Source organism: Agrobacterium sp. V1 (assembly GCF_030518355.1).
GTDB classification, from domain to species: Bacteria; Pseudomonadota; Alphaproteobacteria; order Rhizobiales; family Rhizobiaceae; genus Agrobacterium; species Agrobacterium cucumeris.
In genome coordinates, this window is record NZ_JAULSF010000002.1 from 1,207,755 (window position 1) to 1,234,160 (window position 26,406).

Annotated in this window: 20 protein-coding genes; 3 read left to right on the forward strand and 17 right to left on the reverse strand. The window is 59.2% G+C overall.

All coding sequences use genetic code 11. From position 1 onward, the window contains the following. Window positions 1-133 precede the first annotated feature (133 nt). The 3 genes from QSV77_RS19470 to ftsZ all read right to left on the reverse strand — a co-directional run bounded on the left by QSV77_RS19470 (window position 134) and on the right by ftsZ (window position 3,269). Window positions 134-1,099, reverse strand: coding sequence for a dihydrodipicolinate synthase family protein (locus QSV77_RS19470; protein WP_302734732.1), 966 nt, complete (start codon window positions 1,097-1,099; stop codon window positions 134-136). Between the two features lie 109 nt (window positions 1,100-1,208). Then, window positions 1,209-1,907 carry a GntR family transcriptional regulator gene (locus QSV77_RS19475; RefSeq protein ID WP_080843068.1) on the reverse strand — a complete coding sequence of 233 codons (699 nt, stop codon included), beginning with the start codon at window positions 1,905-1,907 and terminating at the stop codon, window positions 1,209-1,211. Between the two features lie 399 nt (window positions 1,908-2,306). Next, window positions 2,307-3,269, reverse strand: coding sequence for a cell division protein FtsZ (ftsZ, locus tag QSV77_RS19480; RefSeq protein WP_046801213.1), 963 nt, complete (start codon window positions 3,267-3,269; stop codon window positions 2,307-2,309). Between the two features lie 375 nt (window positions 3,270-3,644). Between ftsZ and QSV77_RS19485 the strand changes: the two genes are divergently transcribed. Next, window positions 3,645-4,100 carry a response regulator gene (locus QSV77_RS19485; protein ID WP_302734733.1) on the forward strand — a complete coding sequence of 152 codons (456 nt, stop codon included), beginning with the start codon at window positions 3,645-3,647 and terminating at the stop codon, window positions 4,098-4,100. 452 nt (window positions 4,101-4,552) lie between these two features. Here QSV77_RS19485 and QSV77_RS19490 read toward each other — a convergent pair whose 3' ends face one another. The 11 genes from QSV77_RS19490 to QSV77_RS19540 form a co-directional block, all read right to left on the reverse strand. Beyond that, complete coding sequence (locus QSV77_RS19490; RefSeq protein WP_080843067.1) at window positions 4,553-4,699, reverse strand: DUF1127 domain-containing protein; 147 nt, start codon at window positions 4,697-4,699, stop codon at window positions 4,553-4,555. 218 nt (window positions 4,700-4,917) lie between these two features. Then, window positions 4,918-5,520: a hypothetical protein gene (locus tag QSV77_RS19495; RefSeq protein ID WP_052820447.1), complete on the reverse strand. Its 603-nt coding sequence runs from the start codon at window positions 5,518-5,520 to the stop codon at window positions 4,918-4,920. A 138-nt stretch (window positions 5,521-5,658) separates the two neighbouring features. Beyond that, entirely contained in the window at window positions 5,659-6,777 is a 1,119-nt protein-coding gene (locus tag QSV77_RS19500; protein ID WP_302734734.1) for an ABC transporter permease, read from the reverse strand. Further along, the gene (gene rbbA, locus QSV77_RS19505) at window positions 6,774-9,548 is read right to left on the reverse strand and encodes a ribosome-associated ATPase/putative transporter RbbA (RefSeq protein ID WP_302734735.1); all 2,775 of its coding nucleotides are present in this window, start codon (window positions 9,546-9,548) and stop codon (window positions 6,774-6,776) included. Before rbbA ends, QSV77_RS19500 begins: the two co-directional genes overlap by 4 nt. An 11-nt stretch (window positions 9,549-9,559) precedes the next feature. Then, a complete protein-coding gene (locus QSV77_RS19510) occupies window positions 9,560-10,624 on the reverse strand; it encodes an HlyD family secretion protein (RefSeq protein WP_302734736.1) in 1,065 nt (354 codons plus the stop codon). A 394-nt stretch (window positions 10,625-11,018) separates the two neighbouring features. Further along, window positions 11,019-12,392 carry an alpha-glucosidase/alpha-galactosidase gene (locus QSV77_RS19515; protein ID WP_110759525.1) on the reverse strand — a complete coding sequence of 458 codons (1,374 nt, stop codon included), beginning with the start codon at window positions 12,390-12,392 and terminating at the stop codon, window positions 11,019-11,021. A gap of 22 nt (window positions 12,393-12,414) precedes the next feature. Next, entirely contained in the window at window positions 12,415-14,082 is a 1,668-nt protein-coding gene (locus QSV77_RS19520; protein ID WP_302734737.1) for an ABC transporter ATP-binding protein, read from the reverse strand. 12 nt (window positions 14,083-14,094) lie between these two features. Continuing rightward, window positions 14,095-15,231, reverse strand: coding sequence for an ABC transporter permease (locus tag QSV77_RS19525; protein WP_302734738.1), 1,137 nt, complete (start codon window positions 15,229-15,231; stop codon window positions 14,095-14,097). A gap of 1 nt (window position 15,232) precedes the next feature. Further along, window positions 15,233-16,240: an ABC transporter permease gene (locus QSV77_RS19530; protein ID WP_065116863.1), complete on the reverse strand. Its 1,008-nt coding sequence runs from the start codon at window positions 16,238-16,240 to the stop codon at window positions 15,233-15,235. 144 nt (window positions 16,241-16,384) lie between these two features. Then, window positions 16,385-18,472: an ABC transporter substrate-binding protein gene (locus QSV77_RS19535; RefSeq protein WP_302734739.1), complete on the reverse strand. Its 2,088-nt coding sequence runs from the start codon at window positions 18,470-18,472 to the stop codon at window positions 16,385-16,387. A gap of 104 nt (window positions 18,473-18,576) precedes the next feature. Then, window positions 18,577-20,043 carry an alpha-glucosidase/alpha-galactosidase gene (locus QSV77_RS19540; RefSeq protein WP_302734740.1) on the reverse strand — a complete coding sequence of 489 codons (1,467 nt, stop codon included), beginning with the start codon at window positions 20,041-20,043 and terminating at the stop codon, window positions 18,577-18,579. A gap of 197 nt (window positions 20,044-20,240) precedes the next feature. Here QSV77_RS19540 and QSV77_RS19545 point away from each other — a divergent pair, with 197 nt between their 5' ends. Then, window positions 20,241-21,134: an AraC family transcriptional regulator gene (locus QSV77_RS19545; protein ID WP_142857899.1), complete on the forward strand. Its 894-nt coding sequence runs from the start codon at window positions 20,241-20,243 to the stop codon at window positions 21,132-21,134. Window positions 21,135-21,208: 74 nt separating this feature from the next. Continuing rightward, complete coding sequence (locus QSV77_RS19550) at window positions 21,209-21,676, forward strand: hypothetical protein (protein WP_302734741.1); 468 nt, start codon at window positions 21,209-21,211, stop codon at window positions 21,674-21,676. 11 nt (window positions 21,677-21,687) lie between these two features. Here QSV77_RS19550 and QSV77_RS19555 read toward each other — a convergent pair whose 3' ends face one another. Genes QSV77_RS19555 through QSV77_RS19565 form a run of 3 tightly spaced genes read right to left on the reverse strand, consistent with a single transcriptional unit; the run spans window position 21,688 to window position 26,244 of the window. Further along, window positions 21,688-22,599, reverse strand: coding sequence for a DMT family transporter (locus QSV77_RS19555; protein ID WP_302734742.1), 912 nt, complete (start codon window positions 22,597-22,599; stop codon window positions 21,688-21,690). Next, window positions 22,596-24,998: a PIG-L family deacetylase gene (locus QSV77_RS19560; protein WP_302734743.1), complete on the reverse strand. Its 2,403-nt coding sequence runs from the start codon at window positions 24,996-24,998 to the stop codon at window positions 22,596-22,598. The genes QSV77_RS19555 and QSV77_RS19560 overlap by 4 nt, the downstream gene beginning before the upstream one ends. Before the next feature lie 19 nt (window positions 24,999-25,017). After that, window positions 25,018-26,244, reverse strand: a complete 1,227-nt coding sequence (locus QSV77_RS19565) for an ROK family transcriptional regulator (RefSeq protein ID WP_302734744.1) — start codon at window positions 26,242-26,244, stop codon at window positions 25,018-25,020. Window positions 26,245-26,406 lie beyond the last annotated feature (162 nt).

The window sequence follows — 26,406 nt, forward strand, 5'->3', positions numbered from 1 at the left end:
GACCCCGGATCTAGTCCGGGGTGACGGAGCGGGGATGCTATGCAGTCGCAAAAAACGCTGAGTGACGCATCAAACCTCATCACATGCAAAAAAGGCCCGCAGTTGCGGGCCTTTTTTTCGCAGCAGCAATATCTCAGGCAGCCTTGCAGGTCTGAACGGCGCCCGGAAGCTTGCTCCAGTCGGCATACCAGCTGTTGAACAGCTTGAACTGCGCCTCGACATAACCGCGCTGGCTGTCCGTCAGGGCATCGGTTTCGTTGAAATGCAGCGTGTATTCCCTGTCGCCCTTCAGCACCATCATGTGCTTGAAATAAAGAACCAGATCCGGACCTTCATCAAAGGAGGAGAGTATGGCCAGCGCCTGCTCCAGTTCCAGCGCGCGGCTGCGGGCATCCGCATCACCCTTGGCAGCGGCCTGCGACAGCTTGCAGAGATGAATGACTTCCTTCGGCAGCACGTTGCCGATGCCGGTGATGGCGCCGGTTGCACCGCAATTGACGAAACCATGGAAAACGGCGGTATCGACGCCGATCATCAGCGTCACTTCATCATCGCGGCTGGTGATGTTTTCAGCTGCATAACGCATATCAGCCGGGCCGCCGAATTCCTTGAAACCAATCAGGTTCTTGTGTTCGGTGCGCAACGCGAAGAAGAGATCGGCGCGGGTGGCGAAACCGTAATAGGGGCTGTTGTAGATAACCGCCGGAATTTCAGGAGCGGCCGAGAGAATGGCCTTGAAGTGCGCCTTCTGGGCCGCGATGACCGAACCGCGAGACAGGACGCGGGGGATAACCATCAGGCCCTTGGCGCCAACCTTCTGGGCATGCGCGGCATGCGCCACGGCAGACGCCGTGTTGACCGCGCCGGTGCCGACGATAACAGGGATGCCGGCCTTGACCAGACGCTCCACGCCTTCCATGCGCTGCTCATCGGTGAGAAGCGGCCAGTCGCCCATGGAACCGCAATAAACGACGGCCGACATGCCATCGGCGATCAGTTCCTTGCCCTTGCGCACAAGCGCATCAAAATCAGGGGTGCGATCATCCTTGCAGGGGGTCATCAAGGCGGGAATCACGCCGGAAAAAATGCTGGCCGTCATTATTAGCTCCTAAGGCACATGGTTCTCAGGAATGGACGCAGCTATGCGCCACCCTTTCAACAAGGACATTACTATCTTGTATTTTATTTGTCGACAAGAAATCGACAAGCTACAGATTTATTTCCAGCCGCTCATTTCGCACCAGCAATTTCTGCACCTGCTGCACGATCTGTTCGGCATGTTCACGCGCCAGTTTTTCGGAAAGGGCGATATCGCGGGCGGCGATGGCGGCGATCATTGCATCGTGATCATGGACGAAACGCTTCGGCAGACGATCCTCATAGGACTGGTAATAAAGCCTCAGAATGCGCCGCCCCTCATCCAGCAGGCGCTTGAACAGGCTGGTGAAATAGGGGTTTCGGCCTGCCTCGGCGATGGAAAGGTGAAGGGCTGCATTGGTGGAAATCATCGCCAGCGCATTCTGCTCTTCCACCGCAATGGCGAACTCCGCATTGTGGGCGCGGATTCCCGCCAGATCTTCGGGGCGATGATATTGTGCCGCAAGCTGGGTGGTGACCCGGTACATCAGCACCAGCGCATCGAAATAGGTGTGCATGTTGAGGAAGTCGATATTCGACACCATGGTCGACCGGTTCGGCAGCGTATCGATCAGCCCCTCGCCCGAAAGCCGCACCAGCGCCTCACGGATCGGCGTGCGCGACATCTTGAATCGTTCGGCAAGCTGCACCTCGTCAATGGGGCTTCCCGGCGGCAGGACCAGATCGAGAATCTCGTCGCGCAGCAGATCATAGACCATCTTTACGCCGGAGCCGCGCTTGCGCTCGGCAGAAGCAATTATATCCGTCATAGCCAAATCCTTCTTGTCGACATAAAGAGTACTATTATCTTTTTTCGTTATCAACGACGCGTTGCAACCCCGCCTCCCCGAATGGCGGAATAATTGTTCAAAAACAACAAAAAGCCGTCACGAAAATTACCCGCGACGGCTTTTAATTGTTCGGTTTGTGGCGTGAACGCTGTGTATAAAATGTCGTCGCTTAGTTTATCGGAGAACGGGGAGCACGCTGCCTGTCTCTTCTCCCCGCCGGGGAGAAGGTCGCGGCAGCGGGATGAGGGGGCAAGGGTAGAGATATTCGGCTAGGTTGCCCCCTCATCCGACCCTTCGGGCCACCTTCTCCCCGGCGGGGAGAAGAAACGAGCCGCACCCTCGTACTCCCCCATAACTCCCTGTCGCTGTAGCTGCGCCTCAGTTGCGCAGGCCGGTGGCCACGACGGAGATCTTGAAAGCACCGTCCAGCGTCGGGTCGAAGGAAGCGCCCATAACCACATCCGTCTCCTCGCTCACCGCCTCGCGCACCAGCGTCATAGCCTCGTCGATCTCATAGAGTGTCAGATCGTTGCCGCCGGAGATGGCCACCAGCGCACCGCGCGCTTCTTTCAGCGACGGTTCGCCGAGCAGCGGGTTGGCGATGGCGGCTGCCGCCGCTTCCGAGGCGCGCTTTTCGCCCTTGGCCTGTGCCGTGCCCATCAGCGCCCGGCCGCCATTTTTCATGACGTAACGCACATCGGCAAAATCGAGATTGACGAGACCCTCGCGCAGGATGAGATCGGTGACGCAACGCACGCCGAGCGACAGGACCTTATCGGCCGTCTTCAGCGCATTCTCGAAGGTGGTGCCGGCGTCAGCGATGCGCAGCAGGTTCTGGTTGGGAATGACAATGACGGTATCGGCGGTATTCAGCAGGTTGGCAAAGCCGTATTCGGCAGCCCGCATGCGGCGCGCACCTTCAAAGCTGAAAGGAAGCGTAACGACGCCAACAGTCAGGATGTTCTTTGCCCGGCAGGCTTCCGCAATCACCGGGGCAGCGCCCGTGCCGGTGCCGCCGCCCATGCCAGCGGTGATGAAACACATGTCGTAACCGCTCAAGTGATCCATGATCTCATCGAGTGAATCGATCGCCGCCTGCCGGCCGACCTCAGGATCGGCCCCTGCACCAAGTCCGCCGGTCAGCTCGGAACTGAGCTGAACCATCCGCGGCGCGTTGGTTTTCTTCAGCGCCTGCGCATCCGTATTGGCGGCGATGAAATCGACCCCGCTAATGCCTTCGGAGATCATGTTGTTGATCGCATTTCCGCCACCGCCACCAACGCCAACGACAGCGATATTGGGAGTGTTGCGGGCAATCGAAGCGCGCGGAGACTGGGTCATCGTGTTATTCTCTTTCTAAACTCATAGGGTCCCGCGCCGTTTTGGCCGCGGCACGCGAATGATCGGCGGCGTTCCCGCACTTCCTTCCTGGCGCACGAAGGAGGCTTTAACGCGTTGAATTGCATATAAGCTATCGGCCGATTGCGGCCAAAAGACTTGTGCTCCAGCGGCGAAAGATGCGCTACGGCAACGTTCTCCCACCCTTCCCCCGGATGAAAACCAAACCGAATCAACTGCTTCGCTATTGAATGGTGATAGCCGAAAAGGCACGCTGTTTACACTCCATTCACCATGTTTATCTCAGTTTGGAACGAGTTGTGCCGACAGGTGTTTGCTTGCCGACAGCGCTTGGGCGCACAGAATGGAGGCAGGCATATGTTGGCAGACGTCTTGCAAAGCGAACCGGGTTTCCGCTTGGAACAACCGCGGGTGCTGATCGTCGAAGATGAGTTCCTCATCGCCATGGATATAGAGGATTCCATTCTCCAGGCAGATGAAGAGGCAGATGTGATCGGCATCGCCAACCGGCTGGACGAGGCTGTTGCACTCGGCAGCCGCGCCGACATCGCCTTTGTCGACGTCAACCTTGCCGACGGCCAGACCGGCCCCGAGATCGGCCGGCGTCTTTCGCAGGATCATGGCGTCGTGGTGATTTTCATGACGGCAAACCCGGAAGTTGTCGTCAATCTCGGCATCGGTGCCGGAGTGATTGCCAAGCCCGTGCCACAGGACGCGGTGGAGCAATGCCTGTCCTACGCGCTTGCCAAACGGGCCGGCACACATGCGGTGACCCCCATCGGCATGATGCCGTTCGACTGTGGCAGTTCGTGAAAATAATGCTGAAAACAGAAAAGCCTGCCGCGGGAGGAGGTGCGGCAGGCTTCTGAAAAGATGAACAGCGATATGGGAGGAGGAAAACCGCTGTCCCCGGGGCAATCCTCGGGAGGAGGAGTAGGATCACCCGCATTATCAAAAGGATGTGGGAGGAGGTACATCCGTTTCGATGATTGGAAGATAGCATTTTCCTGCGCATTTCACAGGCATAAGCTTGCAGTACAGATATGCATTTTGTGCATGGCGAATTTTACGCTGCGGGATATCGACGCAACAGCTTCCCGTCCCTACCGCATCGTCTGCAAAAAACGCGGCATCCGTATTTTACACAATTGGGCAAAACCTCGTTACAGGCGCCCCAAGGCGACGACGAGATTAAATGAGCCGCCAAAACAAAAACGCCCGCGAAGCGGGCGTTTGGGGATTAAGACACGGCAATATCGTCTTGATTATTTGCCGATTGCGGCGCGGGCAACGCTGGTGATCTGGCTGCGGTCGAGACCGAGATCGTGCAGTTCACGGGTGCTCATGCGGCCCAGTTCGTTGATGGTCTGACGATATTTGCGCCAATTGTTAAAGCTGCGTGCTACGTTCATGACATGACCCTTTCTTGAGGTTTAGGTGACGTCAGCAACGTTTTCGTTCCGGCGTCCTTTGATGCCCTCTATATGCGCTTTCCCATGCCCAATGAACAGGCAGAATAAGGCAATCCACCCATGCACCAGACGCAAGGGTTCGTCATGGCGATTTGCAGCGAAAAAGGAACATGACTGAAATTCAGCCGGTTCGCGAGGCTTTGCCCGGCGCACTCGTCTCAAAACTTGTAGCGGACACCGAATACATTGGCGTTTGTGGCGCCTTTCATATTGCCCAAAGTTTTGCCACCGCCGGAACGGTGGTGAAGACGCCAGAAGAATTCCGTCGAGGAATCCTCGCTGAAGGAGACGTTGATTTCCGGCCCGAGATAAAACAGGACATTGGCATTGCCGTCGTCCTTGATTTCCTGCTCACGCTCGCGGCCCGGCTGCGCATCCGTGACAAGGCTGAGACCGGCGGTAAAGCTTGGCGTGATGAACAACCGCTCCCCAAGCCTGATCTGCTCATAACGGGCGACCGGGCCTGCCCAGACTTCGCCGGTGAAGCCTTTGCCAAATCTGGCGGCAATGCCGATCTCGCCGCCCAGTTTTACATTGCCGATGCGGTAGGGATAAAACTGGTAGCCGCCGCCGATAGTGGCGTTTCTTTCATATTCCACGGGAATAAGCGCCGCACTTTTCAGCATGTCTTCTTTCGTCATGGCGCCAGCGAAACCGAATATCGCCTCGCTCGTCTCCGAAGTCATATCTTCAGAGGCGAAAGATGATGTCGCGGCCAGTGCGATCATGGCCGTCAAAGACAGACGTGCTGCAATATTCATTATGCTACTCCTGAACAAAGCCCGCTTTTACCCAGCCGTCCTCATAGGCATATTCCCGGAAGGCGAACATACCGTTACCGAACACAATTAATTCAACTTGTCCGGAAGTGGCCAAAAAAACGGCGGGTTCCCCTCACTCTAGCGCAGAAAACGCCGGAAGCGGCGAAGCGCAAAGATAAAGAGCGCCGAGCCGATGGCGAGCAGCGCCAGCAGTTGCGGCCACACCACATCCAGCCCCGCGCCCCTGAAAAGCACCGATTGCGCCAGGATGACGAAATGGGTGTTGGGAGCGAGAAGCATGAGATACTGGATGATATCAGGCATGCTCTCCCGCGGCGTCATGGCGCCCGAAAGCACCTGCAGCGGCAAAAGGAACAGGATCAGCAACATGCCGAATTGCGGCATGGACCCGGCAACCGTCGCAAGGAATATGCCCATCGACGTCATGGCGAAGAGCTGCAGGGCAGTTCCAAGCAGAAAGAGCAAGAGCGAGCCTTCGATGGGAATGGCAAGCAGACCCCTGACAACAACAAACAGCGAAAATGCCGAGGCGACCAGCACAACAAGGCCCATGGACCAGACCTTGCTGAGCATGATTTCCAGCGGCGTGACCGGCATGACCAGCAGATGCTCGACCGTGCCATGCTCACGCTCGCGAATGAGCGCCGCTCCCGTCAGTACGATCGACAGCATGGTGACGGCGGTGATGATGTTGTTGATCGAGCCGAACCACGACTTGTCCAGTTCCGGGTTGAAGCGGGAGCGCAGCGTCAGATCCACCGGCACCGAAGTCACACCGCGATATCGGTTCATATATTCCTGAACTTCGCTCGTCACGATGGTCTGCACATAACCGCCGCCGCTGAAAGCCTGGCTCATGCGGGTGGCGTCGATATTGAGCTGGATCGCGGGTTGCTGCCCGGCCATCAGTCGACGCTGGAAATCCGGTGGAATATTGAGCGCGAAGGTATCGAGCCCGGCATCCATGCGCTTGTCCATTTCCGCAATCGAAATCTGCTTCGGCGGCGCGAAATAGGGCGGATAAAACGCTGTGCTGATGCGGCCGGAAAGCGGCGACTGATCCTCATCGACAATGGCGATGGCGGCATTGTTCAGCGTTTCCGGCAGCGCGCTGGAGCCGGTGTAGATTTGCAGTGTGAAAGCGTAGACGATGAGGAGCAGCAACATGCCGTCACGCGCCAGACCGCGCAGTTCCTTGATACCGAGCTGGAAGATGTTGGACGAAAACAACCTCATGACGCCTGTTTCCTCAAGAGGGCGGCGCCGGCGATGAGCAGCAGCGGAATGGCGATGATGAGCGGCAGGAACGAGCCGGAAAGGCCGGCGAAATCCAGCCCCTTTGAGAAGGTGCCACGCGAAATGGTCATGAAATAGGTGGCGGGATAGATGTTGCCGATAAAGGCCCCCGCCCCCTGCAGCGACGAAACCGGATCGATCATGCCCGAATATTGCGTCGCCGGAATAAGCGTCAGCAAGGCGGTGCCGAAGATCGCCGCGATCTGGCTTTTCATGAAGGACGACATGACGAGACCGATGGATGTGGCGATGATGACAAAAAGCAAGGCGCCCGTCGCGTAAGCAAGATAACTGCCGGTAAACGGCACCCGGAAGATGAAGATCGCAAATGCCGTCAAAAGCAGGAAGTTGAGCATGCCAAGCGCAACGTAGGGAAGCTGCTTGCCGATCAGGAATTCCAGCCGCGTCGTCGACGTCACGTAAAGATTGACGATGGAGCCGAGCTCCTTTTCCCGGACGACGCTGAGTGCCGAAAGCATGGCCGGTATGAGCATCAGCAGCAGCGGAATGACCGCCGGCACCATGGCGACAAGGCTTTTGACATCGGGATTGTAACGATAGCGCGTCTCGATGCTGAATGTGCTTTGCGTCGCCGCGCTGCCGTAGATTTCACTCGCCTTGCGCGCCAGCCATGTCTGATGCATGCCCTGCACGTAACCGCGCACGGTCTCCGCCCGCTGCGGCATGGCGCCATCGATCCACGCACCAACCTCCACCGTCTTGCCGCGCAGGACATCACGGCCGAAACCGGGCGGGATTTCGATGGCAAGGCTGAGTTCCCCGTCGCGCATGCGCCTGTCCATATCGGCATAGTCGCGGATCGGTTCCTTCTCGATGAAGTAACGCGAGCCGGCTATGTCCAGCACGTAATCGCGGCTGATGGTGGAATCGTCGCGGTCCAGCACCGCGAAGGTCAGATCCTCGACATCGAGATTGATACCGTAGCCGATCACGAACATCAGGATGACGCTGCCAAGCACCGCCAGCGTGCCGCGAATGGGATCGCGCTGCAGTTCCAGCGCCTCACGGCGCGTATAGCTGAACATGCGTCTCACATCGAAGAAACGTTTGCGGCTAGGCGTCGCGTGCTGCATCGTCGGCGCATTCGCTGTTGCGGCAGGCGCTGTCGCGGGCTCCGCCTTTTTGACACCGGAGGCATCCTCGAGATAGGCGACAAAAGCCTCTTCCAGCGTCGCGGCATCGCGGCTTTTGGTAATCGCGTCAGGCGTATCGCTGATCAGCACCTTGCCGGCATGCATCAGCGAAATCCGGTCGCAGCGCTCCGCCTCATTCATGAAATGGGTGGAGATGAAGATGGTGACATTGTCGTTACGCGACAGATCCGCGAGGATTTGCCAGAAGCCGTCCCGCGCCACGGGATCAACACCCGAGGTCGGCTCATCGAGGATGAGAATGTCAGGTGAATGGATCATCGCCACGGCCAGCGACAGCCTTTGGCGGATGCCAAGCGGCAGATCGTCAGGCATGGTTTCCATGACCGCACCCAGATCGAAACGCTCCACCATCTCGGCGATACGCGGCTGAATGGTTTCTTCCGGCAGCTTGAACAGCCGTGCGTGCAGATCAAGGTTCTGGCGCACGGTCAGTTCGGAATAGAGCGAGAACGCCTGGCTCATGTACCCGACGCGGTGGCGGATCGCCATGTCGCTGGCATCCACCTTGTGCCCGAACAGTTTCGCTTCGCCTTCGCTGGCGGCCAGAAGCCCCGTCAGCATCTTCATGGTGGTGGATTTTCCGCAACCATTCGAGCCGAGAAAGCCGAAAATCTCGCCGCGCGGGATTTTGAAGCTGACATTGTCGACGGCGGTGAAATCACCGAAGCGCATGCTGAGATGCGACGCCTCAATGGCATAGTCGCCATCATCCGTCACCTTGCGTGGCGCGATATGCACCTCGTGATAATCCTTGCGCTTTTCTTCCGGCAGGAGAGCGATGAAGGCGGCATCGAGATTGGCGGTCGAGGTGCGTTCGAGAAGTTCGTCGGGGGAGCCGGTGGCGAGGATTTTACCGCCATCCATGGCGACCAGCCAGTCGAAACCGGCTGCCTCTTCCATATAGGCCGTGGCGACGATCACACTCATGCCCGGACGCCCGGCACGGATCGTATCGATCAGCTCCCAGAATTGCCGGCGCGACAGCGGGTCGACGCCGGTGGTCGGCTCATCGAGAATGAGCAGGTCAGGATCGTGGATCAGCGCGCAGCAGAGCCCGAGCTTCTGCTTCATGCCGCCGGAGAGCTTCATGGCTGGGCGGTCCGTAAAAGGCTCCAGACCGGTACTTTTGAGCAATTCGGCGATACGCGCCTGCCGCTCCTTGCTGCCCTGCCCGAACAGCCTGCCGAAGAAATCGATATTCTCGAAGACGGACAGGGTCGGATAGAGGTTCTTGCCGAGACCCTGCGGCATATAGGCAATGCGCGGGCAGGTGTCCTCGCGGTGGCGCGGATCGGACATATCGCCGCCCAGAACCTCCACTTTTCCCTTTTGTATGGCGCGTGCGCCGGAGACAAGTGACAGCAGGCTGGATTTACCGACACCATCCGGCCCGATAAGCCCGATCATCCGGCCAGCGGGAATCTCGACCGATATGTCGGCCAGCGCTACCGTGCTGCCAAAGGTCAGCCGCACATCCACCAGTCGCGCGACGGGCGCATTCGGATCGTTTTTCGTGCTCGTGGAGGGCGCGACCATGGCGGCCACCGTCACTTGACGAGATTGCGTTCGAGGTTTTCCGGCCAGGCGGCCTGCGGATCAAGCCGGACATAGGCCATGCCGGGCAGACCGGTTTTGACATATTGAATATATTTCTGCAGCAGCTCCTGCGGAATTTGCGCCCGCACCCGGAACGTCAGCTTCTGGCGCTCCTCTTCAGTCTCCACCGTTTTGGGTGTGAATTGCGCGACATCGGCGACAAAGGAAACCTTGGCCGGAATGATATATTGCGGCGCGGCGTCGAGGATCAGGCGGACATCGGAGCCCATGGACGTGCGGCCGGCCTCGGCCGTCGGCAGGAAAAACGTCATATAGACATCGCCGAGATCGACGAGGTTGAGAACCCGCCCACCGGCGGAGAGCACTTCTCCCGGCTGGGCGATACGATATTGCACACGACCGTCGCGGGGCGATTTCAGCGTCGCATCGTCTATATCCGTCTCAATGCTTTCGATATCGGCCTGCGCCGCATCCACAGCCGCTTCGGCATCAACGATCTGTGCTCTGGCGGCATTGATTGCCGCATCGGAGGCGGCAAGCGAGGCCTCAGCCGAAGCGAGCGTGGCGCGGGCGGACTGCTCGACGGCTTCACTGTCATCGACAATCTGCTGCGACACGGCATTGCCGGTCAGCAGCTGTTTCGAACGGGCAAAGGTCTTGGCGGCGGAATCTAGCTGGGCCTTGCGCTGTTCCACCACCGCCTGCGCCGAGGTCTTTTCCGCTTCGCGCTGGGCAACGAGGCTGTGGGCGGTATCGATCGCTATTTTCGCGCGGCGAAATTGTGCCTCCGCCTGACGCTTCCGCGCCGCGAGCTGGGCCGTATCCATCTGTGCCAGCACCTGCCCGGCCTTCACGAAATCGCCTTCGCGCACCATGATATCCTGAAGGCGGCCGGCGGTTTTTGTGGAAATGTCGATCTCGACTGCCTCGATCCGGCCGTTACTGGCCACAAAGCCGGCGGGAAGTCCCTCTCCCTTCAATTTTGACCAGGAGAAATAGGCGACACCGGCAACAACCAGAACCACCAGACCAATGAGCAAGCCTTTTTTAGACATCCGTCTTCCCCATGAACCCTTCGGTTTTCAACCGTAATACGATGAAACCGAAGAAGCCAGCCACCTTTGCGTTTAGAATTTGTACCTGATATTTCCCCTATTGGAGGGAGAAGACAGGTTGCTGGGGGGCTGTTTAGGTGAGGAAGCGCCTTGAGGCTTTGACACATGTCAAGTGAACCGTAGATACAGACGAGACTGCGCAATCAGTATTCGTCACCCCGGACTTGATCCGGGGTCTAGTGCGATCAAGTCATTGATCGCGACAGACTCTTTTCACGGCGCAGACGCGCCGTGGCTGGATGCCGGATCAAGTCCGGCATGACGGAGGAGAGGCCTATCGCGCTGAGACCGCAGGGTGAACCTGCGGTCTTGCTTGTATCACTGCGATCAAGCTCTACACCGCCCGCGCCCGCTTCACCTCCACCTGCGTCCACTCCGGCAGCCAGTCGCGATGGGCGACAAGAAGATCGTCCACCAGCGACCATATCTGGTCGAGATCCAGTTCCGCCGCCGTATGCGGGTCCATCATCGCCGCATGGAAGATGTGCTCGCGGTTTTCGCTCATCAGCGCCCGCACCGTCAGTTCCTGCACGTTGATGTTGGTGCGCATCAAAGCGGTGAGCTGCGGTGGCAATTCGCCGATGAAAGTCGGCTGCACGCCGTTATGGTCGACAAGGCAAGGCACTTCCGCGGCGCAATTGGCCGGCAGCGAGGTGATGCAGCCATTGTTGCGCTGGTTGCCGTAGATGACGGAGGGTTCGCCGGTCCAGACGGAATTGATGATGGAAGAGGCATATTCCTTTGATGGCTTCACCTCGATCTTGTCGGCAGAACGATAAGCGGCCGCCTGGCCCTTCCAGCGCTCGATCTGCTCGATGCAGCGCTTCGGATATTCATCAAGCGGGATGCCAAATTTCTCGATCAGGTCTTCGCGGCCTTCCTTGATGAAATAGGGCGTATATTCGGCGAAATGCTCGGAGCTTTCGGTGACGAAATAACCGAGCCTTGTCAGCATCTCGTAACGCACCTTGTTGGGGCAGCGCGGGTTCCAGCCGGGTTTTGGTGCACGGCCTTCGCGGTAGCCGCGCACGAGATCGGGATAAAGGTTCCTGTAGCTGCCATCGGGCTGGCGGTGCTCGAACTCCAGGAAAAACGCCATGTGGTTGATGCCGGCCGAACGGTAGCGGATTTCCTCATAGGGAATATCAAGATCATGGGCGAGTTCCATGGCGGTGCCCTGCACGGAATGGCAAAGCCCCACCTGCCGGATCGTCGGGTATTTCTCGGCAATCGCCCAGGTGTTGATCGCCATCGGGTTCACATATTGCAGCATGATGGCGTTGGGGCAAACGGCCAGCATGTCCTCGCAGATCTTCCACAGATGCGGCACGGTGCGAAGGCCGCGCATGATGCCGCCGACACCCAGAGTATCGGCAATGGTCTGACGCAGGCCATATTTGCGCGGCACCTCGAAGTCGGTAACCGTGCAGGGCTCATAACCGCCGATCTGGAAAGCGACGACGACGAAATCAGCGCCGGCAAGCGCCTTTTTCTGGTCGGTATAGGTCTCGGCCTTCGCCTTTGCCCCGAGTGTCGAAATCAGCTTGTTGACGACGATGGCGCTTTCTTCCAGCCTTTCACGATTGATATCCATCAGCGCAATGGTGGCGCCGGAAAGCGCCGGACGCTGCAGCACATCACCGATGATGTTCTTCATGAAAACAGTGGAACCTGCGCCGATAAATGTGATCTTGGGATCTCTTGCCATTTCTACCTCCGGCATTTGGCATTCAAGCGATTTCGAAGGCGGCTCGTACAAGCCGCTGAGTATATTCGGTTTTTGGGTGAGTAAGAACGTCCTCGACAGGGCCCTCCTCGACGATGCGCCCGCTTTGCATGACGATGACGCGGTGGCAGAGTGCGCGCACCACCTTCAGGTCATGCGAGATGAACAGGTAACTCAGGCCCCTTTCGTCCTGCAGCTTGCGCAGGAGGTCGATGATCTGCGCCTGCACGGAAAGATCGAGCGCCGAGGTCGGCTCGTCGAGAAGGATGAATTCCGGCTCCAGCGCCACGGCGCGGGCAATGGCGATGCGCTGGCGCTGGCCGCCGGAAAATTCGTGCGGGAACCGTGAGAGGATGTTGCCGGGCATGCCCGCCGCCTCCAGCGCATCGCGCACCCGCTCCAGTCTTTCGGCCTTGGTTTTGCCCAGGCCGTTGATGATGAGGCCTTCCTCGATGATCTGGCCGATGGTCATGCGCGGATTGAGCGAGGCGAAAGGGTCCTGAAAGACGATCTGCATACGCGAACGCAGGGGCCGCATTTGAGCGCGGGAACGCCCATCGACTCTCTCGCCATCGAAGACCACCTCGCCGCCCACCGGCTCGTTCAGCCGCAGCAGCGATTGCCCGAAAGTGGTCTTGCCGGAACCGGATTCACCAACGAGCCCCAGCGTCTCGTGCCGCCTGAGGGTCAGGCCGAGGCTGTCGACGGCGATCAGCTCTTTCAGCTCCGGTTTGAACAGCCCGCCGTAACGCATCATGAAGGAAACGCGCACACCGGTCGCAGTCAGCAGCACGCCGGAATTTTCCGGCAGCGGTTTCGCCGTGCCCTGCGGTTCGGAGCCGAGCAGCTTCTTTGTGTAGGGGTGCTGCGGCGCTTCGAAGAGCATTTCCGTGGTGTTGTGCTCACGCATCTCGCCGTGCTGCATGACGTAGACGTAATCGGAAAACTGCTTCACGATCGTCAGGTCATGGGTGATGAGCACCACGGCCATGCCCCGCTTTTTCTGCAGGTCGCGGATGAGATTGAGGATCTGCGCCTGCACCGTCACATCGAGCGCGGTGGTCGGTTCGTCGGCAATCAGCACGTCCGGATCGTTGGAGAGCGCCATGGCGATCATCACACGCTGCCGCTGGCCGCCGGAAAGCTGGTGCGGATATTGCTTCAGCCGCGCTTCCGGTTCCGGTATCTGCACCTGCCGCAGAAGATCGAGCGCCCTCGCCTCGGCCTCTTTCCGGCTGAGTCTCGAATGAACACGGATCGCCTCGACGATCTGGCTACCAATCGTATAGATCGGGTTCAGCGAACTCATCGGCTCCTGAAAGATCATCGAGATGCGGTTGCCACGCAGTGCCCGGCGCTGGCGGCTCGAAAACTTCAATATGTCATCGCCGTTGAACCGCACGGTCGCGGATTTCGAAACGGAAGCCCGCTTCGTCAAAAGGCCCATGACAGTGCGCGCCGTTACCGATTTTCCCGAACCGGATTCGCCGACGATGGCAATCGTCTCGCCCCGGTAGAGCTGGAAGGAAATGTCCTTCACCGCCTCGACCCTGCCGTGCTCCACCTTGAAGCTCACGGCAATATTGCGGGCGTCGATGATGGCGTCGTCGTTGCGATTGTCGGCATCGAAGCGGATCGCGGGGGCGTATGTGTTGTTCTGGCTAGCTACCATTTTACGCTCCTCTCAATAGGGATCGACGGCATCGCGCAGGCCATCGCCGAGCGCGTTGAAGGCAAAGACGGTGACCAGCACGAAACCGACCGGCGCGAGAATCCACGGATAGGAACCGATGACGGAATAGGTCGCGGTATCCTGCAGCATCAGCCCCCAGGAAATCAGCGGCGGCTTCACCGCAAAGCCGAGGAAACCGAGGAAGGATTCGAGCAGCACGACGCTTGGAATATGCAGCGTCACGGCAACGATCACATGGCTCATCACATTCGGCAGGATATGCTGGAAAATGATGCGCCGGTCGGTGGCACCGACGGCAATGGCCGCCCGCACATAATCGATACGCGCCAGAGCCAGCGTCTTGCCGCGCACCTCCCGCGACATCTGCGCCCAACCGAGCGCCGACATGACACCGACCACGAAGACGAGGAACACGGTGGTTGGTGCGGTGACGGGAATGAGCGACGTCAGCGCGAGATAGAGCGGTAATTGCGGGAAGGCGAGAACCACTTCCACGAAACGCTGCACCCAGGCATCCAGCGGCCCGCCGAAATAGCCTGATATCAGCCCGACACTGGTGCCGATGACGGTGACGATGGCGACGACGCTCAAGGCAATGGCAAGCGAGATACGCGAACCGTAGATGGCGCGCGACAGCACGTCGCGTCCGAATTTATCCGTTCCGAGAAAATGCACCGGCTTGCCGTCCGTCGAGCCGAAGAAATGCCGGCTCATCGGAATGAGACCCAAAAGCCTGTATTCCGCACCTTTGACGAAGAAACCGAGATAAACGGGATTGTCGTAATCCGGCCCAACGATGGGCTGGAAGGTGACCGGATCCAGCTCTTCCGTTTCGGCAGTCGCGTAAACGCGGGGGAAAGGACTGACATTGCCGTCCTTGTCCGAAAACCGCACCACCTGCGGCGGCGAGAAGCTGGCATTGGTTTCAAGCGGGTTCATCGGCGCGAAGAAATCCGCAAAGACGGCAATCAGGATCAGCAGCACCACCAGCACCAGCCCGACCATGCCGGTGAAAGAGCGCCTGAGACGCCGCCATACCAGCGCGAGATAGGACTCATTACCCTGCGTGCCGCGGTCAGACTTGGGGGTGACGGCGGTTTCGTTTTTCACTTCGTCAAACGCCATCATCTCAGGCCCTCCCGAATTCGCGAACGCGTGGGTCAAGCATTGCAAGCAGCATGTCGGCGATGATGTTGCCGACGATCAGCGTCGCGGCCAGCACCATCATGAAGGTCGCGGTGACATAGACGTCACCCACCGCCATGGAGCCGACGATGGCCGGACCGACTGTCGGCAGCGCGAAGATGATGGCAGTCTCGATTTCGCCACTCAGCATGTAGGGCAGCACAACGCCCTGATACATGACCAGCGGGTGGACGGCATTCGGCACGGCATGGCGCATGATGACCGCGCCTTCCGAAAGCCCCTTGGCGCGGGCCGTCTCGACATATTGCGCGTTCAGCGTATCGAGCAGATTGCCGCGCATCACCCGCATATTATAGGCCAGCCCACCGAAGACGGCGATGGCGACCACCGGCCAGACATGGCTGACGAGATCGACGAATTTGCCCCACGACCACGGCGCACCGCCATATTGTGGCGAGAAGAAGCTGCCGATCTCCGACACGTCGAAATGAAACACCATGAGATAGACGAGGATCAGCGCCATCAGGAAGCGCGGGATCGTCATGCCAAGGAAGGCGACGGTGGAGAGCAGGTTGTCGACCCAGGAATATTGCCGTGTGGCCGCCCAGATGCCGAAAGCGATGCCGAGAATGGATGCGAAGATATGGCAGACCAGCGCCAGCGCAATGGTGCGCGGCAGGCGTTCGCCAACCACATCGGCAACCGGCTTGTTGTAATAGAAGCTGTAACCGAAATCGCCGCGGGTCACGATGCCGCCGATCCAGTTGAAATATTGCACGACAAGCGGCTGATCGAGGCCGTGTTCGACACGATAGGCCTGCGCCTGCGCTTCCGCCTGTTCGAAGGACGCCCCGCCCTGGTTCATAAGCTGCGAGCGGATATAGTCGGCATAATCGCCGGGCGGCGCCTGGATGATGGCGAAGGTCACCACGCTCAGGATCAACAGCACCGGAATGGCGGATGCTACGCGTATCGTCAGAAATCTCAGCATCGAACGGTCTTCCTCGGTTTGGATGGGCCGTGTGTCTCCGGCCGCGCTTCACGCGCGACCGGTACCGGGTGTTCTCCGGGAGGAGTTCTTCAAATTTCGCATTTTCCGGGCGTAAAACCGCTACGCACTTTTACTGGAAATGCTTTAGTTGATCGGGCCGCCCTCACCCGGCTTGCCGGGAAGCTGTTCAGGGAAGAGTTCGTATTTGCCCTGCTTGTCGGCCGCGACCCACAGGCGTTCGCGGATGATGGCATCTTCAGCCCAGTTGAACATGAAAATCGGCGTGCCCTGCGGCACATTCGAGAAACGCTTGTTGACGATCAGCGCGCCGGGATATTCGGTGAGACCAATCGTATAGAGGTTCTGCGTGTAGACCTTCTGATATTGCTTCATCAGCTCGGCCCGTTCGGCATTGTCCTGCGAGGAAATGAATTTCCGCACCAGATCGGCCATCTCCTTCTCGAACGGCATCAGATCGAGTTCCTTGCCTTCGGGCGAGCGGTGGTTCCAGCTGGTGCGCGGGCCGACAGGGGCAAGCTGCTCGGTATTCTGCACAACGGATGAAAGCTCGGTGGAGTTGCGCCGCACCAGCCAGTCGAACTGCCCGCCATAATGGGCGGCATCACGCTGGTTGGAATCGAGGCTGTTGATGACAACGCGCAGGCCAAGTTTCGCCATCTGGCCGACGAGACCTTCCGCGAGGCTCTTGTCCGTCGCATAGCCGTTATTGACGAGAAGGGTAATTTCGACGTTGCGGCCATCAAGCGTTTCCTTGGGGAAATTCAGGAAACCATCACCATCGGTGTCCTTCAGGCCGACCGAGGCAAGTGCTGCCTTGGCGGCCTCGAGGTTGAAGGGATAATAGACCGTGGAGGCGCGATCATAAAAGCTGGTGCCCGACGAAATGCCGCCCGGATAGATCGCCGTGAACGGCCCCTTTACCAGCGAGTCGCCAATCGCCTTGCGGTCGAGGGCTGATGTCACGGCCTGACGGAATACCTCGTTGCGGTTCAGCTCACGGATCGCCTGTCCGCGCTCATCCGGATTGCCCCAGCCATTGGCGGAAAAGTTCATCTGCAGATTATAGCCGATAAGCCTCGGCCCGAAGGCAAGGCGGGCCGGCGCATTGGGGTCTGCCGCACGCTTCAGCGAAGCGACGAAGTTTTCCGGCTGTTCGAGATTGGAGAAATCGCCCGATCCCGCCACGGCCTGCACATCGCGGTCCGCCCAGGTGGAAAGCTTGTAATGGACCTCGTTGAGGTAGGGCAGCTGCTGGCCCTTTTCATCGACCTTCCAGTAATAGGGATTGCGCCTGAGCACGATGATATCATCGGGCCGATAGGCGACCGGCACCCATGCGCCCATGACCGGCATGTTCATATATTCCGGCGGGAAAGCGTTCTTGAACTGGTTATAGGTGTTCTTGGAATATTTCGGATGCTGGGGTTTGAGAATATGCGACGGTCCGGGGCAGAAGCTCGGATAGGCCATGGTGTAGAGATACTGCTTTGGAAAAGCCGCCTTGAAGGTCCACTCGACGGTGTAGTCATCGATCTTTTTGAGCGTCGTTCCCTCACCGAAAGCCTCGGGCGACGCACCCCCGCCGAGCGGCGAGACATTGGGATCGACGACGGCATCTTCCCAATAGAACATCACGTCATCGGCGTTGAAGGCTTCGCCATCCGACCACTTGGCACCTTTAACCAGATGCATCGTCAGCTTGTGGCCGTCCTCGGACCATTCCCAGCTTTTGGCCAGATTGGGCAGCGGTTCGGTGTCCTTGGCATCCACCTGGAAAAGCGGCGCGGTGCGCGTCAGGCATTCGGAAAGGGCGATATCGATGCCGCCCCAACCCTGGCTCTGGCCGGCAATGTAATTCCAGCCCTCCGGCCGGCCGCCGACCACATGACGCATGGTGTCACCATAAACGCCGGTGCCATCCGCCATATTGCCCGTCTTGTAGACCAGCGGCTCTTCCGGCAAACGCTCCTTCAGCGGCGGCAATTTGCCGGTCTTTTCAAACTTCTCGCTCACCCAGTCGGGTTCGCTGTAGCTCGGCAGCGCCTTGAATTCGAGGATCGAGTCGCGCGCGACATAATTGATCTTGCCTTCGGCCGGAAATTGCGGCGGCTCGGGCGGCGTGGTGGTCTCGAAGGCATTCGCATTGAGTGCGATCATCGAAACACCAAGTCCCAGTGCCGAGATGATACCGATCCTGCGTTGAAGTAACATCGTCATTCCTCCCAAATGGCAGCTCTTCGACCGCCCACCCTCTTTGATCGTTGCGACCGGGCGGCGAACTCCCTTTCGCCGCTGGCCTGTTCCCATGCTTTTCCTCAAACAGCCTTTTTCAGCGCCGATTTTTCGGCCCGCAATTCCTCGATGGAACGCACGTTGCGGCGCGCAGCCCCCGTCCAGTCACGGGTCTTGACGCTGGATTTGGCAAGACGCTCCTTCGCCGCAGGTACGGCATCGGCATATTGCGGCAGCCAGCGCGCCTGCGCGACGACCATCTCGTCCACCATCTGCCAGACCTCTTCCGGCGTGGCGACGGCACCGACCAGCGGGTCATGCAGCACGGCAAGCTTCAAGAGATCGATATCGCCGCTCACCGCCGCATGTACAGACATGCGCTGGACGTTTATGGAGGCCATGCAGGTGGCAGCGCAGGCTTCCGGCAGCGTGATACCCGACACCATGTTGATGCCGAAACGGTCGACGAAGCCGGGCGACTCGATAATGGCATCAGCAGGCAGATTGCTGATGACGCCGTTATTCTTGACGTTGAAATGGCCGCGATAGACACGTCCCGTCTCCAGCGCCTCGAGAATATGGCTGGCATGTTCGTTGGAGCGCTTCGCCGGATCGATCGGCTTGGCGGCCGAGGCGAGAAACTGCGGAAATTCGGTTTCGAACCAGTTGCGCGTTTCGGTGGAGTGGCGGAGATAGCCGCCGGTTTCGCCGTGAATCCAGTCGGACATGTCGATCCAGCGGGCGATTTCCTCCGGCCGTTTGCGATACCACGGCAGATATTCCGAGAGATGGCCGTTGCTTTCGGTCGAATAAACACCGAACCGCTTCAGCACGTCGATGCGTAACTTCTCCTGCTGCGAGAAGACCGGATGCGCCTCAAAGGCGGCGACCAACTCGTCCTTGCCGATCTTGCGACCGTTGAGCCGCAGATCAATGAACCATGTCTGGTGGTTGATGCCGGAGCAGATGTAATCCAGCTCCGACACGCTTTTGGCGCCAAGAATTTCGGCGATCTGCTCCGCACCGTGCTGCACGCCATGGCAGAGACCGACCGTATCCACCTTGCCATATTCAATGGCCGCCCAGGTGTTCATGGCCATCGGGTTGGCATAGTTCAGGAATTTTGCACCCGGGGCCGCGACCTCGCGGATATCCTTGCAGAAATCCAGAATGACCGGAATATTGCGCTGGCCATAGAGGATGCCGCCGGCGCAGATCGTATCGCCCACGCATTGGTCGATGCCATATTTCAGCGGAATACGGATATCATCGGCATAGGCCTCCAGACCGCCGACCCGCACGCAGCTGATGATGTATTTCGCACCCTCGAGCGCACGGCGGCGATTGGTATCGGCTGTCACCTTCACCGGGAAACCATTGGCCTCGACGATCTTTTCAAGGATCGCCTTGATCATATCGAGATTGTGCTGGCTGATATCCGTCAGCGCGACCTCGATGTCGCGAAACTCCGGCACGCACAGGAGATCGGTGAACAGTTTTTTTGTGAAGCCGACGCTGCCTGCGCCAATAATAGCGATTTTGAAACTCATAACGCCACCTCTGTTGCAAATCGAACGGGTGAAACGGGCCGAAGGATCATGAAATGGCGTTGCAGAAAAATACCTGTAAGAATCCCGGAAAACCGGCCTTCCTCCCAATTTTTCAGCAGCAATATCCCGCTGGCTGTCTCCTCGGATCGGGATTATGCGTATAAAGACGGATAGGACCAGAGAAGGATTATGCTTTCATGGGTAATTTTGTGCTGCGCGATTTGATCGATCAGGGACCCGGCATGCGCACCGTCTCGCTGCCGCGCGGCCGCCAGACGCTGCACACCATGCCGACCAGCAGCGGTTATGAAATCCGCCGCGGCGGCAATTATGACTGGGATGGGCGCAAGCGCGGCCAGACGCCTTTCACGGTGCTGCAATATTGCATCGGCGGACAGGGCAACCTGCGTTACGAGAACCGCCATTATGTGGTGAAGCCGGGTGAAACCCTGCTGCTGCTGATCCCGCATAATCACCGCTATTGGCTGGAAGACGGCAAGGAATGGGAGTTCTTCTGGATTTCCATGAATGGCGAGGAGGCCTTGCGCATTCATCGCAACATCCTCGCCGTCACCGGCCCGATCCTCAAGCTCCAGTCCGAAACCGTCGATCACCTTGCCGAATGCTGCTCGCGCCTCGTCAATGGCGCGGAGACACCGGGCGCCGCCTCCGCCGTTGCCTATGAGGCGGCGATGACGCTTTATGACGATGTCTTCGGTTCGCACCCGTCTTTCGGCGGTGAATATCGCACCCTGCAGCAGGTGCTGAGCTATATAGACAGCCATCTCGGTGAGCGGCTTTCGGTCAGCGACCTTGCGGCGGTGGCCGGCCTCAGCCGCGCGCATTTTTCCCGCATCTTCACGGCGAGCGAAGGGTTGCCGCCGGCTGAATTCGTGCTGCAGCGGCGATTGCGGCGGGCGGCAAAACTGCTGACCACGGCCGGAAATATTCCCGTCAAGGAAGTGTCCGTGCTGTGCGGTTTCGAGGACCCGAACTATTTTTCCAAGGTCTTCCGCAGGCTCTATGGCACCAACCCCAGCGAATTTCGCACCACCGGCATGTATGCGAGTGTTCGGCAGGACGGAAGCTGAAAAACCAACTTCCTTTTGCCACGTTTCAGGCGATTAAGAATGAGGGGAACAACCTCTTTGGAGATACGGCTGAGGTGAACAGCAAAATCCGCACGATCCTCGTCTTTCCAGTCAGGGCAATCATCATATTTGCCCTGATCCTCGACGGCATTTTCCGGCCGCTTTATCGGCCCGTCATCAGGGCCATATCCGGCCTGACCTTCATCATGCGACTGGAAAACCGGATTGCCGGCTTGCCGCGTCTCGCCATTCTTCTCTGTCTTGCCGTGCCCTTCGCCATTGCCGAACCCATGAAGATCGTCGGCCTTCTCCTGATTGCCCACGGCGCAATGAAGACCGGGATCGGCCTGACGATCGTTGCCCATCTGGCAACCTTCCTGATCGTCGAACGCATCTATCACGCAGGCAGGGAAAAGCTCCTCACCTATGGCTGGCTCGCCTGGATCATGCGTTATGTGCGCTTCGCCCGTTCCTTTTACGGCCGCGCCAAACTCGCGACCTTGAACTGGATCCGACTGAGGGTCATGGAATTCCAGAGGTAGGGGCGCTTCCATTATTTCCGGCGGCGCAGCGTCTTCAGGGCATATTCCACAAGTGCGGTGGACTGCAACGAAACGAGGATGATGGCAATGCCGAGCACGACGCGGGTTTCCGGCACTTCGTCAAACAGGAAATATCCAACAGCCGTGACGAACAGGATCGAGAGATAGCTGACGGGTGCGAGAACGCTGGCATCGGCGATACGGTAGGCCCGCAGGAAGCAATATTGCCCCATCTGCGCCAGAAGCCCGATGGCCAGCAGCGGACCCCAGTCGAGCGGCGCAACCGGCTTCCACGTCCAGATCGCCGGAACGGCGGTGATGACGGCAAGGCCGACGGTGTAAAACACCATCATGACCGTGGTGTTTTCCTGCCGCAGCGCCCGGGTCTGGATCACGGCAAGTGCGCCGAACACCACCGACACAAGGACGACAAGCACGCCTGCGTTAAACTCCGCCCCACCCGGCCCGATGATGACGAGCACGCCGACAAAGGCAAGACAGGCTCCGGCCCAGCGATATCGGCTCACCCTTTCGCCGAGAAAGGCAACCGCCATCGCCATCGTCACCAGCGGTCGGGAGAAGCCGATGGCGTTGACAGTGGCAAGCGGCAGCAGGGTGATGGCGATGAAATTGCTGGTAAGCGCGATGGCGTTACAGCAGATGCGGAAGAGGTTGCGCCAGGGATATTTGACACGCAGCATCTCCATCCTGTGCCGCCAGATGAGCGGTAAAATGAAGATGAGGCCGATCATGGCCCTGATGAAGACGAGCTGGAAGGCTGGATAGGTAACGCCCTGCGCCTTGACGAGCGCCGTCATTCCTCCCGCAACAAGCGTCATGTCCAGCAACAGCCAGCCGATACCCGCGCGCGTATCGGTTTCGCGCAGGTTTTCCTGTTTCTCACTTTGTCCGTGGCCATTCACGCCGGTTGCACAAGGTTTGCCATGAGGCGGAACGCCCCCGGTACAAGCTTGTCCATCTGGTGATGCAGCACGAGGCTGGTATGGGTATGACGACCCTTGCCGATGATGCCCGAGACCAGCGCCCCCTTCAGCGGCTGCTCGTCAACATCATGCATGGCGAGCAATGGCTCATAGACATCATCCCAGCGCGATGCGAAATAAAGCCCGCGCTCCTTGTCCCAGCCCGCCCAATCGGCGGCATCGATGACATTGGGCCCGGCAAGCAGCGGATGGTCGGGCAACAGCACCGTCACCTCCGCCTTCGGGTCCGTTACCCGCCAGCGCAGCGACGGTTTGCCGATTTCAAGACGCCGGACCGGCGTTGTCTCCGGGTTCCATCCGTCGGTCGGCCGGTGATAGAGCGTGACGAGATGGCCGCCGTTTTCGACAAAGCGATGGAGCTTCTCCGTCGCAGCAATGAGATCCCTGCGGATGCCGAAGGCGAATATGCCGACGACAATTGTCGTGAAAGACGAGAGATCGCCGCCGAGCGCTTGTGCGTCGAGTTCGGTGACATCGAGACCCATGCGCGACAGCCATGAGCCGACCCGGTCCGCACCGCCGCCGACATAACCGATCCGCGCGCCCGTGGGCAGCTTCAGGTCCAGCGACAGGATTTTCATGACGGATGGCGCAAGAAACCGCGCCCGGCCAATGTGCGGGTAAGCGATACGGGTGATCTGAAAGGCCGGTTGCGAACCGGAAATCGCCTCAAGCTGTGCAAGCTCTGCCGCGCCCTCGCCCGTACGTTCGGCAATCCAGTCATCTCCCGATTTTTGTACATTCCAGCCGCCGGTACTCCTGAATGACAGTGGTGTATCCGCGCCTTTCACGAAGGCCTGAAACACATGTGTGTCCCGGCCTTGTCCCAGCGGAACGAGAAAAGCATCCGGCGAAAGCGTGAGCGACTGCGCCGGCGTAACGAAAAACGGTTCTTCCAGATCGAAGAAGGCGCAAACCTCCCGCCCTTCAAGCGTTGCAGCCACACGTACGAAACCATGGCCGTTGCCGCCTGCCGCTTTCCAGTCCGGCTGATAGAGGCCCGAGACAGCCGCGCTTTGATCGGCCGCGAGAGAAAAGACAACCGTCCGTCCCAGCGAGCTGATGGACGACGACACTCCGTTCGGAAGGACCGGTGTGACCTTGACATCGAATTCGGCTGCCCGGTCGGAAAGCTCCACATAAAGCGACGTTTCCCCACCCGGAACGATCTCCGCCGGCTCGGCATGGGCCCGCTCGAAAAGATCAAGCGCCGTCAGAATGGCGGCATCGACCTCGGCCCGCTTGCGCGTGATCCTGTGGCCGTGCAAGTCCGTGAATTCGCTTGCCGCGGCTTCATCCACCTTTTGCAGAAGGGCTGCCGCATCCAGCAGCGATCTGGTGATTTCCCGCGTGTCGGGAAAGGCCGCAATCGCCCTGGTGATGGCCTGTTCGGCCTCGACCAGTGCTTTCTGGGATTCGGCATCCAGCCCCGCAACGCCAGCAAGGGCGGCAAGCGTCGATGGCAGGTTGTCGAGGATCGATCCTTCTTCTCGATTGGCTGTGGCAGTGAGTTCGAGATGAAGCGGCCAGAGTTCCTGCGCCCGCTTCGGCCAGTGCCCCATTCCCTGCGAGGCATGGTAATAACGTGACCATTCGCCGATACGGTCATATTCGGCACCGGTCGCCTGCTCCCTGCCAGCCGCATTGATCGTCAGCGTCGTTTCCGGCGGCGGTACTTCGTCATCATAGGTATCACCACCGCCCGACCATGCTGGAAGGTAGAACTTCGCCACCTTCCAGGGCTTCAGCCCCTCGGAGAAATGTTCAGGGTAAGCGGAAGGGTCGTCCGCCAGCGCAACCGCGCTTCTTGCAGCCCGCGTCATGGCGCGGTGATGCCCGTGCTGCCCCGGCACATCGAGAAATGTCGGAATGACGATATCGGGCCGCTCCTTGCGATAGGCCCGCACCAGCCGCTCGACGATGCGCTCGTGCCCCCAGCGGCCGAAGGTCTGGTCGCCATCCTTGGAGAAGCCGAAATCGTGGATCATATCCGCCGGTCCGTGACCGAGCCAGCTTATGTCGGCATCAATGACACGGGCGGCCTCTTCGAGTTCCCGCGAGCGAATGACGCCGAGCGCCCCCAGCCTTTCCGGCCCCAGCGCATTCTGCCCGCCCTCGCCGCGTGTCGAACAGGCGATGATGATCCGCATGCCCAGTTCCATGCGAAAATAGGCAAGGAGGCCGTTCTGCTCATCATCCGGATGCGCGCCGGTATGCATGATGGTGGCAGTGGATTTCAGCGCGCTCAGCTTGCGGTGCAGGCGAACGAGCCATGGGTCGGCCATCTGCCGTTCGATGCGTTCGCGGGGGGTAAGCATGGGCGGTCTCCTCCAATATTCAGCCCGGCGCCTGTGCTGCGGCTCCCGGGGATGTCTCCAGTTTTGGTGTGACGATGTCGAACAGCGGCAGTGCCGCGGCGCCAAGGGCGGCGGTCAACTGCCCGGATTTGCCATGCATGACGCGCGGCAGTTCCCGCTGCCGCCGGCTTGCGACCGAGGTCGGCAAATCCCCCATGCGCTGAATGATGTCGCTGATGATGACCTCCGGCAGCGCGCCGCCGAGGATGACCGTCTGCGGATCGAGAATATTCTCCAGCATGGCAATTATCGGCGCGAGATGGGCCGCGGCATCGTCGATCCACTCTGTCACGACCGGATCGCCGGCTTTGAACAGGGCTTCAAGATCGCCAAGTTCCGTATCGGCGATACCGGCATGGCCAAGCTTTTCCTTCAGCACGTAAACGGAAGCATAGGCTTCCAGGCAACCTTTCTGCCCGCAGGAAGGGCAGGCCCTGCCCCGCGGCGATACGGTGACGTGACCGATTTCGCCGGCGTTTCCGAAAGCGCCGCGATAGGGCGAGCCATCCTGAATGATGCCAAGACCAATACCGACGCCGAAATAGATCATGCAGAAATTGGGGATAGCCAGCCCCGCGCCGAACAGGCGTTCCCCGACGGCCGCGGCCGTCGCGTCATTTTCCACCACCACCGGCTGGCCGCAGGCATCGCTCAGCATCTGGCGGGCATCGATGCCACCCCAGCCGGAAAGGGTCGTTGGCCCGACCGAGGTCATGCCATCGATCTCGAATGGACCGGGCATGACGACGCCGGTGCCGAGCAGTCTGCAGCCGAGATTTTTCGCGACAGCCGCATGCTCGGCGGCGAAGGTCTTGAATATGGCCTCCGGCGTGGTGTCCGTGAGTGGCGTGACGCGATGGGTGCGCAGCATGCCGGCCAGATCTAGGCCGACGGTGACCATATGGTCGGCGGCGATTTCCACGCCGATCGTCGCGCCGCCATCCGGATTGACGGCGAACTGGATCGGCGGCTGGCCCCTGCCGGTGCGCCGTCGCCCGAGTTCCTTCAACAATTCCTCGCCCACCAGCTCATCGACGATATTGGCGACTGCCTGGGCTGTCAGGTGGGTGATCTTGGCGATCTGGGCGCGGCCGAGCGAACCGTGCCGCCGGACGAGGTCAAGGACGACTCGCCTGTTATGCTCGCGGCTCCGCTCAGGATTTTTTCCGATTGCTACGGGATAGGCATCCACCGTGTGCACCGTCATCTCTTCAATTTCCCCGTCCCTTAGAAAATTCATAACGTCCAAATGACGATAAGCGCAATATAATAATTCAAGTAAATTATCTTATTGACAAACGCCTGTGTTCGGAGAACCGTAGAGAACGACCGGGGGTCAGGCTCGCATGGGGAATGGGACACGAAAAAT

What these genes read in the sequence shown, in the direction of transcription:
- QSV77_RS19530 (WP_065116863.1), bottom strand. Translation starts at nt 16,240, where the DNA reads ATGCTGAGATTTCTGACGATACGCGTAGCATCCGCCATTCCGGTGCTG.
- ftsZ (WP_046801213.1), bottom strand. Translation starts at nt 3,269, where the DNA reads ATGACCCAGTCTCCGCGCGCTTCGATTGCCCGCAACACTCCCAATATC.
- QSV77_RS19560 (WP_302734743.1), bottom strand. Translation starts at nt 24,998, where the DNA reads ATGCTTACCCCCCGCGAACGCATCGAACGGCAGATGGCCGACCCATGG.
- QSV77_RS19545 (WP_142857899.1), top strand. Translation starts at nt 20,241, where the DNA reads ATGGGTAATTTTGTGCTGCGCGATTTGATCGATCAGGGACCCGGCATG.
- QSV77_RS19565 (WP_302734744.1), bottom strand. Translation starts at nt 26,244, where the DNA reads ATGACGGTGCACACGGTGGATGCCTATCCCGTAGCAATCGGAAAAAAT.
- QSV77_RS19540 (WP_302734740.1), bottom strand. Translation starts at nt 20,043, where the DNA reads ATGAGTTTCAAAATCGCTATTATTGGCGCAGGCAGCGTCGGCTTCACA.
- QSV77_RS19470 (WP_302734732.1), bottom strand. Translation starts at nt 1,099, where the DNA reads ATGACGGCCAGCATTTTTTCCGGCGTGATTCCCGCCTTGATGACCCCC.
- rbbA (WP_302734735.1), bottom strand. Translation starts at nt 9,548, where the DNA reads ATGGTCGCGCCCTCCACGAGCACGAAAAACGATCCGAATGCGCCCGTC.
- QSV77_RS19495 (WP_052820447.1), bottom strand. Translation starts at nt 5,520, where the DNA reads ATGAATATTGCAGCACGTCTGTCTTTGACGGCCATGATCGCACTGGCC.
- QSV77_RS19500 (WP_302734734.1), bottom strand. Translation starts at nt 6,777, where the DNA reads ATGAGGTTGTTTTCGTCCAACATCTTCCAGCTCGGTATCAAGGAACTG.
- QSV77_RS19525 (WP_302734738.1), bottom strand. Translation starts at nt 15,231, where the DNA reads ATGATGGCGTTTGACGAAGTGAAAAACGAAACCGCCGTCACCCCCAAG.
- QSV77_RS19485 (WP_302734733.1), top strand. Translation starts at nt 3,645, where the DNA reads ATGTTGGCAGACGTCTTGCAAAGCGAACCGGGTTTCCGCTTGGAACAA.
- QSV77_RS19515 (WP_110759525.1), bottom strand. Translation starts at nt 12,392, where the DNA reads ATGGCAAGAGATCCCAAGATCACATTTATCGGCGCAGGTTCCACTGTT.
- QSV77_RS19535 (WP_302734739.1), bottom strand. Translation starts at nt 18,472, where the DNA reads ATGTTACTTCAACGCAGGATCGGTATCATCTCGGCACTGGGACTTGGT.
- QSV77_RS19490 (WP_080843067.1), bottom strand. Translation starts at nt 4,699, where the DNA reads ATGAACGTAGCACGCAGCTTTAACAATTGGCGCAAATATCGTCAGACC.
- QSV77_RS19520 (WP_302734737.1), bottom strand. Translation starts at nt 14,082, where the DNA reads ATGGTAGCTAGCCAGAACAACACATACGCCCCCGCGATCCGCTTCGAT.
- QSV77_RS19510 (WP_302734736.1), bottom strand. Translation starts at nt 10,624, where the DNA reads ATGTCTAAAAAAGGCTTGCTCATTGGTCTGGTGGTTCTGGTTGTTGCC.
- QSV77_RS19475 (WP_080843068.1), bottom strand. Translation starts at nt 1,907, where the DNA reads ATGACGGATATAATTGCTTCTGCCGAGCGCAAGCGCGGCTCCGGCGTA.